Origin of the sequence: Paludisphaera borealis (assembly GCF_001956985.1) — a bacterium.
Taxonomy (GTDB): domain Bacteria; phylum Planctomycetota; class Planctomycetia; order Isosphaerales; family Isosphaeraceae; genus Paludisphaera; species Paludisphaera borealis.
This window is the reverse complement of the sequence record NZ_CP019082.1, coordinates 2,414,162-2,428,018: the sequence shown is the minus strand read 5'-3', so window position 1 is coordinate 2,428,018 and position 13,857 is coordinate 2,414,162. Positions and strand designations below refer to the sequence as shown.

Annotated in this window: 9 protein-coding genes; 2 read left to right on the top strand and 7 right to left on the bottom strand. The window is 66.6% G+C overall.

Translation table 11 applies throughout. The features are described from left to right. Positions 1 to 36: 36 nt before the first annotated feature. The 5 genes from BSF38_RS09380 to BSF38_RS09360 form a co-directional block, all read right to left on the bottom strand. Positions 37 to 801, bottom strand: a complete 765-nt coding sequence (locus tag BSF38_RS09380; RefSeq protein WP_076345020.1) for an ABC transporter permease — start codon at positions 799 to 801, stop codon at positions 37 to 39. A gap of 7 nt (positions 802 to 808) precedes the next feature. Next, positions 809 to 1,759 (bottom strand): ATP-binding cassette domain-containing protein, encoded by a 951-nt coding sequence (locus BSF38_RS09375; RefSeq protein WP_076350719.1) that lies wholly within the window; start codon positions 1,757 to 1,759, stop codon positions 809 to 811. A 100-nt stretch (positions 1,760 to 1,859) separates the two neighbouring features. Beyond that, complete coding sequence (locus BSF38_RS09370) at positions 1,860 to 2,597, bottom strand: polyprenol monophosphomannose synthase (RefSeq protein ID WP_237170817.1); 738 nt, start codon at positions 2,595 to 2,597, stop codon at positions 1,860 to 1,862. A 206-nt stretch (positions 2,598 to 2,803) separates the two neighbouring features. Beyond that, positions 2,804 to 3,895 carry a hypothetical protein gene (locus BSF38_RS09365; RefSeq protein ID WP_145952037.1) on the bottom strand — a complete coding sequence of 364 codons (1,092 nt, stop codon included), beginning with the start codon at positions 3,893 to 3,895 and terminating at the stop codon, positions 2,804 to 2,806. 91 nt (positions 3,896 to 3,986) lie between these two features. Beyond that, positions 3,987 to 4,604 (bottom strand): RNA polymerase sigma factor, encoded by a 618-nt coding sequence (locus BSF38_RS09360; RefSeq protein ID WP_076345016.1) that lies wholly within the window; start codon positions 4,602 to 4,604, stop codon positions 3,987 to 3,989. A 603-nt stretch (positions 4,605 to 5,207) separates the two neighbouring features. On the opposite strand from BSF38_RS09360, the gene BSF38_RS09355 reads away from it, so the two are divergent. Continuing rightward, positions 5,208 to 8,513 (top strand): NPCBM/NEW2 domain-containing protein, encoded by a 3,306-nt coding sequence (locus BSF38_RS09355; protein WP_168189353.1) that lies wholly within the window; start codon positions 5,208 to 5,210, stop codon positions 8,511 to 8,513. Between the two features lie 100 nt (positions 8,514 to 8,613). Here BSF38_RS09355 and BSF38_RS09350 read toward each other — a convergent pair whose 3' ends face one another. Next, positions 8,614 to 9,000: a hypothetical protein gene (locus tag BSF38_RS09350; RefSeq protein ID WP_076345012.1), complete on the bottom strand. Its 387-nt coding sequence runs from the start codon at positions 8,998 to 9,000 to the stop codon at positions 8,614 to 8,616. 221 nt (positions 9,001 to 9,221) lie between these two features. On the opposite strand from BSF38_RS09350, the gene BSF38_RS09345 reads away from it, so the two are divergent. After that, positions 9,222 to 12,446 (top strand): HEAT repeat domain-containing protein, encoded by a 3,225-nt coding sequence (locus BSF38_RS09345; protein WP_076345010.1) that lies wholly within the window; start codon positions 9,222 to 9,224, stop codon positions 12,444 to 12,446. Between the two features lie 135 nt (positions 12,447 to 12,581). Here the strand turns inward: BSF38_RS09345 and BSF38_RS09340 are convergent, their stop codons facing one another. Then, positions 12,582 to 13,730, bottom strand: coding sequence for an IS110 family RNA-guided transposase (locus tag BSF38_RS09340; RefSeq protein ID WP_076343043.1), 1,149 nt, complete (start codon positions 13,728 to 13,730; stop codon positions 12,582 to 12,584). Between the last annotated feature and the right edge of the window lie 127 nt (positions 13,731 to 13,857).

Sequence of the window (13,857 nt, the reverse complement as noted above, 5' to 3'; positions counted from 1 at the left end):
GCGGCTCGATCGATCCTCCACCCTTGAGCGTTTCGATCAACGTCCTCGCCGCGCGGCGAAGATCATCGTCGTGGCGTACAACACGAACACGCACACCGAAAGCTGAAGCGCGACGGTCCTCAGGTCGACTCGCCCCAGGCCGAAGCTCTGGACCTGGTAGAGGATCGCGACGTGCCGCGCCGCCTCGGCCCAGCCCGCCTGCTGCCTCGCCCCGTAGAAATAGGCCAGCAGCGTCATGACCACCAACAGGAACAGGACCACGAACGTCCAAATCGCCGCGACCACCTGGTTCTTCGTCAGCGCGCTGAAGAAGACCCCGATCGCGACGAACATCATGCCCATCGTCGCCAGGCCGACGCCCAGGCTGACGACCGGGCCGACGTCGAAGTAGAATCGCGCCTGATAGTAGAGGAACGGCAGATAGAGGGCGAACGGCGCCAGCAACACCACGTACATGACGACCCCAGCGAGCCACTTGGCGATGACGATCTCGCCTTCCGTGACCGGGACCGTCAGCAGCGTCTCGATCGTCCCGGACCGCTTCTCCTCGGCGAACAGCCGCATCGTCAGCGCCGGGACGGCGACCATGATCGCGACCCAGAAGGGCGTGCTCCCCGAGATGTACGCGCTCATCGGATCGCGAAGGTTCGAGAACTCGCTCTGGGGCTGGCTGAGCGCGTCGACCAGCTCCCAAAAATTCATGAAGGCGATGATCTGGAAGGCGAGCATCACCAGGTAGGCCGTCGGCCCCCAGAAATAGGCGCTCAGCTCGCGGGCGAGGAGGGCGGGTACATGTCTCATAAGGCTTTCAGACCGCCTCCTTCTCGTGAACCGACAGGCTCGATCGCGTGACGGCGTCGATGAATCGCTCTTCCAGCGAGCTGCGGCGGGCGTCGAGCGTCCGCAGCGGCCAGCCGTTGGCCGCCAGCCGTCGGGAGATCTCCTCGCGGGGGTCGTCCCCCTCGCGGGTCTGGACCTCGAACTCCGCCACGCCGTCGTGCTCGCCGGTCGTCCGAACCCGTTCAACTCCGGGGACGGCCGCCAGGGCGTTCCGGATCGCGTCGGCCGGGCCCCGCGCCTCGACGACGAGCGCGGTGTCGTGCCGGAGGTTCTCGAGCCGCTCGTCGAGGGCGATCCGCCCCCGGGCGATGATGACCACGCGACTGCAAACCGCTTCGACCTCCGACATGATATGGGTCGAGAGCAGGACCGTGTGGCGGTCGCCCAGCTCGCGGATCAAGGCCCGGACCTCGCGGATCTGGATCGGGTCGAGCCCCGCGGTGGGCTCGTCGAGGATCAGGATCGGCGGGTCGTGGACCAACGCGTCGGCCAGCCCGACGCGTTGGCGATACCCGCGCGAGAGGTTGCCCACGATCCGGTTCTCGACGTCGGCCAGCCCGCACCGGGAGACCACCTCGGCGACGGCCCGCCGCCGCTTCGACCGGGGGACGTCCTTGAGCTTGGCCCGGAAGTGGAGCAGCTCGCGGACCCGCATCTCGGTGTACAGCGGCACGTTCTCGGGCAGGTAGCCGATCGACCGACGGACCTCGATCGGCGAGTCGAGGACGTCGTGTCCGCAGAGCACCGCCTTGCCGCTGGTGGGCGTCAGGTAGGTGGTGAGGATGCGCATCGTCGTCGTCTTGCCCGCCCCGTTGGGACCGAGCAGGCCGGCGATCTCGCCTTTCCCCATCTCAAAAGAGATCTGGTCGAGCGCTCGAATCGAACCGTAGTTCTTCGAGACTCGTTGCACGTCGATCATCGAGCGATTCATCCCTTGCGGAAACGTGTTCGTGAAAGCCGCCCCTGACCCTACGCGGCCGAACCGCGACGGTGACGGCGGACGACGAGTCGGGCGAGGTTCAGGCGCGACCGACGAGCCTTGCCACGCCGATCCGAAAGATGATCCAGATCGCCGCCGCGGCCTCGCGCGAGTTGATCTTCGACATGCCCGAGCGGCGGTTCATGAACAAGATCGGCGTCTCGCCGAAGCGGCAGCCGACCTTCTTGCACCAGTAGAGGATCTCTTCCTGGAACGAATACCCGCGCGAGCGGATCTTCGAGAAGTCCATCTCCGCGAGCTTGCTGACGCGGTAACAGCGGAACGCGCCGCTGTTGTCGCGGTTGGTCAGCCCCAGAAACGTCCGCGCGTACATGTTGATGCCCGTGCTCATGAACTTCCGCTTGAGGTTGAACTCGCCTTCGACGCCCCCCCCGGGCACGTACCGCGACCCGATCATGACGTCATGATCGGCCATTCCGGCCAGCAGGTCGGGGATGAACTTCGGCGGATGGCTGAAATCCGCGTCCATGTTCAGCAGGTAGTCGAACCGGTTCTCGATGGCGAACGCCATCGCTTCGAGCGTGGCGGTCCCCAGACCGAGCTTGCCGCTGCGATGGATCACGAAGACGTTCTTGAGCCGCGCGGCCATTGCGTCGGCGATCGCGCCGGTGCCGTCCGGGGAATTGTCGTCGATCACCAGAATCGAGGCGTCGGGTGCGAACTGGCGGATGTTCTCGATCAGCGGCTCGACGTTGCCGGCCTCGTTGTAAGTCGCCAGCGAGATGAGAACCTTAGGCGCCTCGGCTTGGGTGGACACGATAGGTGAATCCCCGGGAATAACTCGGCGCACGGCGACGACGCCGGCCGTCACGCAAGCTGTTGCCTAGTCTATAGGATCTTCAATGCGTGGAGTAAGAGACCTTCCACGCAGTCCCTCCTCGTGGGACGACCCCCAAAGTTGAATGGTTCCGTCAATCGAAGTCAAGCCGCATCGCCGCCGTCGGCCGTCGCCGCCTCGACCCGTCACCTTGGGGCGGGGCCGACGATCCAGATCAGGACGAGCGAGGGCCGGGTGGGATCGGCAGTAGCGGGAGCGGCCGGAGCGTCCTCGGGCCGCGCGGGGGAAGTTCGGCCCTTGTCGGATCGCTTGGAGGCTTCGGCCGGTTCCGGACGGCTCGAAACGGGCGAGCCGGAGCGAACGCGGAGGGCGAGTTCGCCGGTCTGAGGGACCAGAACGTCCGCCGCCGGCGTTGCGGGAGAGGACGTCGCCTGGCCGACGTCCGCCAGCAGGGCCGAGACTTCCGGGTCGGCGTCGCGCTCTTCGACCCGTTTCCCGAAATGCGACTCGAGGCGTCGCTGGAGAGTCATGAACTCGTTGGGATCGAGGGTTGCGGCGAAGGCGACGGCCGCCTCATCGCCTGGAACGCCGTTGGCTCCGGTGGGGACCACGATCTTGTAGAAATCGCGATGGGTGGACTGCCCGACCAGCGTCGCCACGGTCGCGGTCGTCGATTCGCCCGCGTCGGGGGTCACCGCGAAGTCGCGTCGAGGGCCGGCGGTCGCCCAGAACTCACGGAACCCCGGAGGATCGTCGCGCTGGGCAACCCGAGACTCGACGACCGTCACGGCGGGGGCCGGCGTTGAAATCGGGGCCGGTCCGACGGGCTTGGGTTGAGCCGTCGCGACCACCTCGGTTCGCGCGGAGGGCGTCGCCACGGTCGAAACCGGAGCGGGAACCGGGACGACGAGCGTCGAGGCCACTCGCGGCGGCTCGACGAGCCTCCAGGATCGGGTTTGTCCCCCCAGGACGACGACCAGCGCCACGCTCGCCGCGATTCCGGCCGCGCCGAGTCCGCGCCCCACGTACGGCCCCCAGGTTTTCCAGGGACGAGGCCGCGCGGCGTCCGCGGCGAGCCGGCTCAGAACCGAGGCGGAGACGTCCGGCGCCGGCGGACGAGACAGTCCGGCGACCAGGTCGCGGATGGCGGCGAACGCATGCAGGGCTTCGGCCGCGGCGGGATCGGAGGCGACGGCCGACTCGGCGCGTCGTTTCTGATCCGGGTCGACCTGACCGTCAAGGAAGGCGGACAACAGTGAGTCTTGATCCATACTCATGATAGTGGGTTCGCTGGCTTGGGACGGCGAAGGGACCCCATGGGAATCGGAGTGGTCTTGGAGAGTCCGGTGTTTCCGCCTCGGCGTCGCATCAGGGCCTCACGCTCTCGACGTCGGGATGGGCCGGGTCCGGGTCCTCGACGAGCGATCGCAGCCGATCGCGGAGTTGACTTCGAGCCCGGTGGAGGCGGCTGCGCACCGTGCCGATTGGAATGTTCAGGATTTCGCTGATTTCTTCGTAACGGCGGCCGTCGAAGTCTTTCAGGACCACCACTGCGCGTTGCTCCGGGGCGAGTTCTCCGAGCGCGGCGGCGACGACCGCCTCGCGCTCGGCTTGTTCCATCGCGAACGCGGGATCGACCCCGGGCGACTGATCCGGCGGGTCAAGAGCGAGCTGGTCGCGGTTCGGCTCCCACAACCGAAGGACTCCGCGCAGACGTCGCCTGCGGAACCGCGTCAACGCCAGGTTAACGGCGATCCGGTAGATCCAGGTGTAGAACGAACTGTCTCCGTGGTATTGATCGAGCTTCTCGAACCCCCGGACGAAGGCGTCTTGAAGGACGTCCTGGGCGTCTTCGTGCGAGCCCATGAGGCGCAGGATCGTCGGGAAGAGGCGGTCCTGACAGCGCCGGACCAGAAGACCGTAGGCCTCGGTCCGACCTGCGCGACACGCCTGCACAAGGCTGAGGTCGTCGACGTTCCGCGTCATCAAGGTCTTGGACGCTCCTACTCTCGCGAAAGTTCCCGAGCAACCCGCTCCAGGCGTCGATTTCGAGAAACCGTCCGAGGACCGGCTTGCCGCGACCGGTGTCGGGGTGACTCCTCCGTTGATTATCGCCCATCGCCGGTCGCGCCGAGAAGTCCCCCGGCTCCCGCGGATCGTTTGGAGGACCCGGCCGCGCAATTTTGCTGACGCGGCGGCAGTGGAACGCGCCGTCTTCACAATGAATTCATTCGTTTCGCGTTATGAGATGATTTGATGGATCGAAGCACGGATCGACAAAATAAGCCGGCTTGTTGATATTCATCGACGTACTGATAGACTTCGTTCTCTTTCATGCTTTCAGATGCACGTACGAAAGCCCGAGGATAGGTTGACTGTTCTCATCACTGTGTGAACGAACGCGCCGGCGTCACATGCCCGCCGCGTTGGTTCCGCGCGCTTCACTGACGATCGACGACGAGTCTCATCCGGCCCGCGTGTGGGCCACCCAGCGACGAAACCGCATCTTGTGATTTTGAGGTGGTCATGTTGAAGCGTATTCGACGTGTTCGTTCGATCCCCCGTCTCGAAACGCTCGAGGATCGAGCGATGCTGAGCGGAGTGGGTGTGAACCTGTTGGTGAACTACCAGTACCAAGGCGACGCGGTCTGGACCAACGTCTCCCGCCTCATGGGGGAGTGGGGCGACATCAACAAGGCGAACTGGTGGACGGCGGATCCGTCGTTGCCGACGAACTCGTTGAATTCTCCGCTAGTCGACGCCTCGACGTATGCGTATCTCACGAACTACCCGGACGGCGTGTACCAGGTAAGCTACGAGGGGACGGCCACCCTCGACTTCTGGGGAGTGGGCCATCTGGTCTCTCCGCTCGTGAAGGGGGCGGACGGAGTCACTCGCGGTCAGGTCAAGGTCAGCGGGGTCGGCGATCAATCCGGCCAGCGGGCGTTGGTCATGGACGTGACGGCGATCGATCCCAACAATCCGCTCGCCGATCTCAAGATCATCGCGCCGGGGTACGCCGCGGATGGCAGTCAACCCTTCACTTCCGGGTTCCTCAAGGACCTTCAGCCGTTCGACAACATTCGGTTCATGGACTGGGGATTGACCAACGGTTCGAAGGTCGCCCATTGGTCGGATCGCGGCCAGCCCGACGAACTCCTCAGCACGACGCCGTCGAAGCGGCCGATCGACTACGAGACCATGATCGAGCTGGGCAACGAGGCGCATAAAGATATTTGGTTGAACGTCCCCGCCCTGGCCGACGACGACTTCATCAGGAACCTCGCAACCCTGGTGCACGACAAGCTCTCGCCGGACTTGAAGGTCTACATCGAGTACAGCAACGAGACCTGGAACACCGGCTTCGAGCAGAACGCGCAGATCCTGACGGCCGCCAAGGCGAACCCCCTGGTGCCGGTGTCGACCAACACGGGGACGATGGTGGCCCAGCAGACGGCGTTCCAGCTCAAAAAGATCTCCGACATCTTCCGGCAAGAGTTCGGCGCCGATTTCGACCGCGTCATCCCGGTGCTCGGCGGTTGGACGATCTCGCCCTGGGTGATCCAGGTGGGGCTGCAATTCATCCAGGATCACTACGGCGCTCCGGACCAGTTCATCAAGTCGACGGCCATCGCCCCCTACTTCGGGCTCAAGTCGGGCACCAAGGCCGCGACCCTGTCCGCCTCGGGCTTCTTCACCTCGATAAACCAGTACCTCGATCAGGCCGGGACCAACATCCAGAACAACGTCAAGGTCGCCGCGGCGTTCGGGCTCCCCCTCGACGCATATGAAGCGGGGCAAGGCCTCACCACCCCGTCCAGCATCGTGACGACCCAGGCGATCCTCGACGATCCCCGGATGTACGACGTCTACAAGCGTTACATCAGCGTCTGGCAGAAGGCCGGCGGCCGGACGATGGACTTTTACACCTACAGCGGCGACTTCTGGGGGCTCAAGTCGCGGGTGACGTCGCCCGGGTCGCAACGATGGGACGCCGTGGTGAGCACGCTCGTTCCTGGCGGCGACGCGAACCTGGACGGCAAGGTCGATTTCGCCGACTTCCAGATCCTCGCAGCCAATTACAACCTGGCCGGTCGATGGTGGGAGCAGGGCGACTTCAACCACGACAACAAGGTCGACCGCGCCGATCTTGACGTGTTGCTCGCACATATCAACGCTGGCGCACTCACCGCCGATCAGGCGGCGCAAATCGTCACGTTCGCCCAGCCGTCGGCGATCGCTGCCAACCAATCCATCGAATTCGAGTTGTTCGGCCGGTCGTACGTCGGCGATCTGGCCTTCGGAAACGGCGGCGTCACCCCCATCGCGGTCAATGCGACTTACAATGGAACCGCCAGCGGTGGGGGCCTCGCCTCGCTCGGCGGCGTCGTCTACAACAAGGGGGTGGGCGTTTCGAGCAACTCGAAAGTCGTCGTGCCACTGAACGGCGCCTATACCAGCTTCGATGCGATCATCGGAGTCGACGACAGCGCCGGCGCGGGAGTCGGGAAGTCGGTCTTCCAGGTGATCGGCGACGGCAAAATCCTGTACACCTCGGCGGTGATGACGGCCGGGTCGTCGCCGGCCGTCATCGATGTCGCGGTCAAGGGCGTGAAGACGTTGTTGCTCGTCGTGACGACGACCGGCGGCGCCAGCGCGGCGACTCCGGCCGACTGGGCCATGGCGCGCCTGGTGAACTCGCCGTCGACCTCGGCCGTCTCCCCGACCAAGCTCGCCTGGACGGTCACGAAGAATGGAAACATCGTGACTTCCACCAATGTGGATTCCTTCGTGTTCATCCCGTCGGGCGCCGGAAATTACGTCGTCTCGGTTCAGGCGACCGACGCCTACGGCGCCAAGGCCACGCGGAGCGTCGAGGTGAACGTGACCGCCGCCTCGACCGCGACCTCGGCGAAGTTCGCCGGAACCGACGCATCGACGCGAGGAAGCTGGAAGGGAGCGTACGGCGGGGCCGGCTACAGCCTTGCGGGCAGCGTCGCGAGCTACCCATCGTACAGTTTCGTCCAGGTTTCGGGTCAGACGACCCCCTTCTGGACCGTCAGCACCAGCGACGTCCGCGCGCTTCAGAAGGCGCCTTCCTGGAATGACGACCGCTTCGCCGCGGCCTGGAGCGGGAACCAGTTCACGATCGACGTCGCGTTCTCCGACGGCCTCGCCCATCGGGTGAGCCTTTACGCCGTCGACTGGGATTCCAGCGCCCGCTCGGAGCGGATCGACGTGGTCAACGTGGCCACCGGAAAGGTCATCGACAGCCGCACGCTGTCGTCGTTCCATAACGGAGTCTACACCACCTGGAACATCACCGGCCACGTGAAATTCGTGGTCACCAAGCTCGGCGGCGCGAGCGCCGTCGTCAGCGGACTGTTCCTCGACGGGACCCCCTCGGCCGCCTTCGTCGGCAAGGATACGACCACCCAAGGCACCTGGAGAGGCGTCTACGGGTCGCAGGGCTACAACATCGCCAACAGCGGGTTCAACTACCCCGCGTACGTGAACTCGGTCACCATGAGCGGGCAGACGCTGCGCAATGGGTACTGGACGAGCACCGACATGGTGCCCCTTCTGAAGGCCAACCCCTTGGTCGACGACCGGTTGAATTCCTACTGGTACGGCGCCCAGATCACGATCGACGTGGCTTTCACCGACAATCTCATGCACAAGCTGAGCATCTACGCCTACGACCGCGACGGCTCCGCCCGCACCGAGCGGATCGACGTGATCGATCCGAACTCCGGGGCGGTCCTCGACAGTCAGACCCTCTCGTCGTTCCAGAACGGCGCCTACCTGACGTGGAACGTCAGTGGTCACGTGAAAATCCGCTTCACCAAGATCGCGGGAAGCAACGCCTCGGTCAGCGGTCTTTTCTTCGGCTGAGCCGCGATCGTGATGGGACGTCAGAAGGATTCGAGACCCCCCGCTCAGACTGCTGAGCGGGAGGGCTCGATTCGCTTTGGGATGCTCGGCAGCCGAGTTTTCAGGAAGCGACCGCGTCCCAACGCGCCATGAACCGGGCAAACGCCTGCTTTGCGAATTCGAGCCGCTCGGCGTCTTCGTGGTAAAGCTCGCCCGCTTCGCGGGGCATCCGCGACGCCGCGTCGGCGATCTGGTCGCGGCCGCCCTGAAGCTGGTGGAAGATCTTCTCGTACTCCGCGCGACGCGGGTGGTTCGCCAGCAGCCCCAGCTTCTTGCGGACGGCCGTGATCTTCTCGTCACACGACTTGAGGGTGGTCGCGAGCCCGGCGCGGTCGGCCTGGTGGGTCCGTTCCGGATAGCTCGGATTCTTGAACCATCGGGCCGAAGTCGGCTGGGCGAGTTCAGAGCCGTCAGGACGGGACGGATTGATCGCGGGACTCGAAGACACGGGAAAAACTCCTCACCGGGCGAGTTCCGGAACCAGCCCTGGAGACGTCCCCCGAGGCGAGCCCGAACCGGTTTACATTGAGGTGAATCGGCAAAGGCGGTACGATTCCGCCGCGGCCCCGAGCCTCTATTGTGGTCGACCAGGCGTTCTCTGACCAGACCACTCGGAGCCCGACCGCCAGCCGGCCTGCTCGTCGCCGAGACCATGGAGGGGTGATCACGATGCGAATTCCCATCCGTCTTGCATTCCTGTGGATCGCCACCCTTCCAGCCACGATTGCGGCCGGCGTCGAGGACGGGGCCGAAATCGAAGCCGGTCGGCCGGCGGCGGCGGAAGGTTGGAAAGTCGAGCACGTCGCCCTACCTTCGCGATTCGGCTCGCCGTCCGCCGTGGTCTCCAGACGCGATGGCTCGCTCTTCCTCGGCCGGAATCCGTCCCCGCCGACCGCTGAACCCAGCGCCTCGGTGTTCGTGCTCGACAAGGGTGCCTGGCGCGTCTTCGCCGATCATCTGGAATCCGTGAACGGCCTGGAGCGGATCGGCGAGACCCTCTACGTGGTTCATCCTCCATTCGTCTCGGCCGTTCGCGACGCCGACGGCGATGGCCGGGCCGAGAGCCGCATCGACCTGTTCTCGGGCCTGGGCGCCCCGGCCGTCGGCGAGCCGATCGACGACCATTCCGGCGGTGGGATTCGTCGAGGCGTCGACGGCTTCCTCTATATAGCGGTCGGCGACCGGGGCATTCCCCGAGGAACCGGTAAGGACGGCGCGACCATCCGGATGCAGTCCGGGGGAGTCGTCCGGGTTCGCCCCGACGGAACTGGGCTCGAAGTCGTCTCCACCGGCGACAACCGAACCACCGGACTGCTCCTCTCGGCGGCCGACGACGTCTTCACCTTCGGCGGGGGCGACGACCGCAAGCGATGGGCCAAGAGCCTGGTTCATCACGTCTCTTCCGGGCGTTACGGCTACCCTTACCAGTTCCTCACCGCCCCCTTCCGCGCGCTGCCGGTCCTGGCGAAGCTCGGCGACGGCCGGGCGGGGCAGGGGATCTGCACCAACGAGGAGGGGCTGCCCGAGTCGTACCAAGGGAACCTGATCCTTTGCGACCCCGACGCCCAGACCGTCTACCGGCTCGAAATCCGCAAGGCCGGCGGTTCGTTCGCCCTCGCGAAGCGGACCCCGCTCGTGACCAAGGGGAGCCTCGCCGACTTCCACCCGTACGCGCTGGCGACCCAGGCCGGCCAGGCGGGCTTCTGGCTCGTCGATCAGGCGATGAGCCGCGACCCGGTCCGGCCGTCGTCGACCGGCCGCCTTTACCGGCTGACCTACCAGGGACCCGACCGTAGGCCGACGACACCGCCTCCCGGCAAGGGGGGGTTCGCCGACCGGGTCAAGGCTCTCGACCATCCCGCACTCTCTGTTCGGCTCGACGCGGAAGACGACCTCGTGGCCTCAGACGCGGCTGCGGTTCCGCCGCTGACGGCCCGGCTGAACGGGCCCGAGCCGGCGGCCGGTCGGATTCACGCCCTCTGGACGCTCGACCGGATCGGGACGCCCGAGGCCCGCGCGGCGATCCGATCGGTCTTGGTGGATGCGTCCGCTCCGGTCCGACTCCAGGCCGCCCGAAGCTGCGGACTCCGGCGCGATCGCGAGGCCGGCGAGGCGCTGGCCGGGTTGGTCCACGATCGCGATCCCGCCGTCCGTCGCGAGGCGGCCGTCAGCCTCGGCCGGCTCGGCGACCGCTCGACCGCCCCGGCGCTGCTGGCCGCGCTCGGCGATGCCGACCGGCTCGCGGCCTGGACGATCCGGCAGGCCCTGCTCGCGGTCGGCGTCGACGACCAGAAAGGCCTCGTCGCCGCCTTCCTCGACCCCCGAAGGCGCGAAGCGGGCTTGCTCCTGGCCGATGAATCCTGGTCGGTCTCCATTGTGTCCGCCCTCGTTGAAGCCCTCGCCAAGACCCCCGAGCCAGCCGTGCGCGGGCGCATGCTGACCTGTCTCGCCGGTCAATTCCGCCGCTATCCCGAGTGGTCGGGCGCCTGGTTCGGCCCCGATCCGCTGGCCGGCCCCTTGCCCAAGAAGACCGAGTCGTGGACGCCCGAGGGGATGGCGGCCGTCGTTCGCGGCCTGGGGATCGGTCTCAAAGACGCCGACGCTTCCGTCCGCTACCAGGCGATCCTCGGGCTTCAGGCGGTGGGCGCTCCGGCCGCTCCCTTGCTTCGCGACGCCCTTCCGGCCGAGCGGGACGACGACAACCAGGTCGCGCTGGTCGAGGCCCTCGGGGCCCTGAACGACGCGGCGTCGACCCGGCTTTTGCTGCCGGTCGTCGTCGACCCCGAGCGTCCTGAGGCGGTTCGGGCGTCAGCTCTCGACTCCTTGAATCGGCTTCGGGGTCGCGACGTCGTCCGGGCCCGGTTGACCGTCCTCTATGATGAGAAAGCCCCGGACGCCCTCGTCGCCCGGGCGTTGCCTGCCCTGGCCCGCGACGGGTTCTTGCCGGCGAACGACCTGGCCGGCTTTCTGGAGAACAAGTCGCCCCTGGTCCGCGCCGCGGCCGTGATGAGCTTCAACCCCTCGCGGCCGTTGCCCCCCGAGGTGAAGGAGGTCGTCCTGGCCCGACTCGACGACGCCGACGCCGACGTCCGCCGGGCCGCGTTCCTGGCCGCCGGTCCGCTCCGGCTCCAGGAGGCCGTTCCGAAGCTCATCGAGAAGGCGAAGACCGCCCAGGCCGAGGATCGCCCGAGTGTGCTCCATGCCCTTTGCGCCTTGCCCGACCCCCTCGCCCTAAGCTTCTACCTGGCCGCTCTCGACGACCCCGACCCGTCGCTGAACCGGGCCGGGGTCCGCGCCCTGCTGGCGATCCGGAACCAGGCCGAGGCCGAGATCCGCAAGGCCCGCCAGGCCGGCCCAACCCCCGCCGCCGCCCTGGCTCTCGACCGCGTCCTCGGCCGGTTTGAGCCGATCCGCGCCTGGCGCGTGCTCGGTCCGCTGCCGCGTCCGGCGGTCGGCCTGCTCGCCCGCGACGGCTCGATCGACGCCGCCCGGAGCCATCCCGGGGCGGGCGGAACGCCCGTCGCCTGGAAGCCGTTCGAGTCCAAGGACGAATCCGGCCGCATCGATCTGCTCCCCCTTCTGGGGGAATCGCCCCAACCGACGCTTTCCCGACAACCGTCATCCCCGGCCGCGACGGCTTACGCCGAGCTGACCTCGGCCGATTCGCGCCGCGCCATCGTCTTGATTCGCTCAACCGGCCTATGCGATATCTTCATTAATGGCGTTCCGATCGACGCCGAGGTGGTCTCCCGCGACCACTTCACGGTTTCCCTGGTCCGTGGCGTCAACCGGTTCCTGGTGACGACCCAGCCGGGCCAGGCCGGCTGGCAGTTCGAATGCCTCGTCTCAACGACCGACGACCCGGCTCCGCAGCCCGCCTCCGGACCCGAGTAAGAACCCCGACCCGGGCGGATTCCGTTTGGCTTCGTTCGACCAGGAACCACCCTTCCATCGCCTTCGATCCTTGGCCGGCCGTCCCTTGAACGCCCCCGGTTATTGGCTTCTTCTGAAAATCTTCCGGGCCATGTGTCAGGCTGCAGGGGCTGGTAGTTGGCGTTCGCGGTAGTCGGCCCCGTTCTTGAGCAGGTGCCAGATCACCACCAGGATCTTGTGCGCCACGGCGATCAGAGCCTTCTTTTTCCCGAGTCGTGGGACCCATCGACGGTAGCAGATGCTGAAGGCGGTGTTCTTGGCGTGGCTGGCCGACCACGCCGACTGCACCAGGAGCGAACGCAGCCACGGACTCCCCTTGGTCGTCTTGCCGCTGCGGCGTTTGCCGGCGCTTTGGTCGTTGCCCGGGCACAGCCCCGCCCAGGAGCAGAGGTGGCCCGCGGTCGGGAACGACTCCACGTCCGGCCCGATCTCCCCCACGATCACCTCCGCCGCCCGATCCCCCACTCCGGGGATCCCCTGGAGCCGGCCCGCCGCCTCGTCGAACGGCCTCATGGCCTCGTCGATCCGCTCGTCCAGCCGCTCGATCAGGCGTTCCAACGCGTCGATCTGATCCGTCAGCAGCCGGAGCACGAAGCGGTGGTGGTCGGTGACCCGGCCCAACAGCGCCCGCCTCAGCTCGGGGATCTTGCCCCGGAGCCGCTGCTTGGCCAGATCGGCCAGCTTCTCCGGGTCGTCCTGGCCGTCGATGATCGCCCGGATCATGGCGCGCCCCGAGGCCCCCAGGACGTCGCTGGCCACCGACCCCAGCTTGACGTTGGCGTCCTCCAGCGTCTTCTGGAGGCGATTGGCCACCGCGGCGCGGTCGCGGACCAACTCGGTGCGCTGCCGGGTCAGGTCGCGAAGCTCGCGGATCTCCGGCTTGGGGATGAAGCTGGGCGACAGCAGGCCGTGCTGGAGCAACTGGGCGATCCACTCGGCGTCCTTGACGTCGGTCTTGCGGCCGGGGACCTGCTTGAGCCGCCCGGCGTTGACCAGCATCACGTCGAATCGCCCTTCCAGGATGTGGAAGATCGGCTTCCAGTAGACGCCCGTACTCTCCATGGCGACCTCGCGGACGCCGTGGGCGTCGAGCCAGTCGGCCAGGGCCAGCAAGTCCGCGGTCATCGTGCCGAAGGTGTGGACCACCGAGGCGACCGAGCCGTCGGGGTTGATGTGGCGGACGCAGGCGACGACGGTCTTCTTGTGGACGTCGAGCCCGGCGCAGCGATCGTGAACGATGTCCATGACGTCCCCTCCAACTCGAGTGGTCGGAAACGAAGCAGTCCGAGCCGGTGGGACGACCTCGGGGCGTAAAGCAGTTTCTTCTACGTGCTTCCCCGCTTCCGGGGGGCGACAGGACGGGGTTCGACAT

Excerpts from the sequence above, each read along its gene's own strand:
- BSF38_RS09340 (WP_076343043.1), bottom strand. The coding sequence starts at position 13,730 with ATGGACATCGTTCACGATCGCTGCGCCGGGCTCGACGTCCACAAGAAG.
- BSF38_RS09355 (WP_168189353.1), top strand. The coding sequence starts at position 5,208 with ATGCTGAGCGGAGTGGGTGTGAACCTGTTGGTGAACTACCAGTACCAA.
- BSF38_RS09365 (WP_145952037.1), bottom strand. The coding sequence starts at position 3,895 with ATGAGTATGGATCAAGACTCACTGTTGTCCGCCTTCCTTGACGGTCAG.
- BSF38_RS09345 (WP_076345010.1), top strand. The coding sequence starts at position 9,222 with ATGCGAATTCCCATCCGTCTTGCATTCCTGTGGATCGCCACCCTTCCA.
- BSF38_RS09375 (WP_076350719.1), bottom strand. The coding sequence starts at position 1,759 with ATGATCGACGTGCAACGAGTCTCGAAGAACTACGGTTCGATTCGAGCG.
- BSF38_RS09380 (WP_076345020.1), bottom strand. The coding sequence starts at position 801 with ATGAGACATGTACCCGCCCTCCTCGCCCGCGAGCTGAGCGCCTATTTC.
- BSF38_RS09360 (WP_076345016.1), bottom strand. The coding sequence starts at position 4,604 with ATGACGCGGAACGTCGACGACCTCAGCCTTGTGCAGGCGTGTCGCGCA.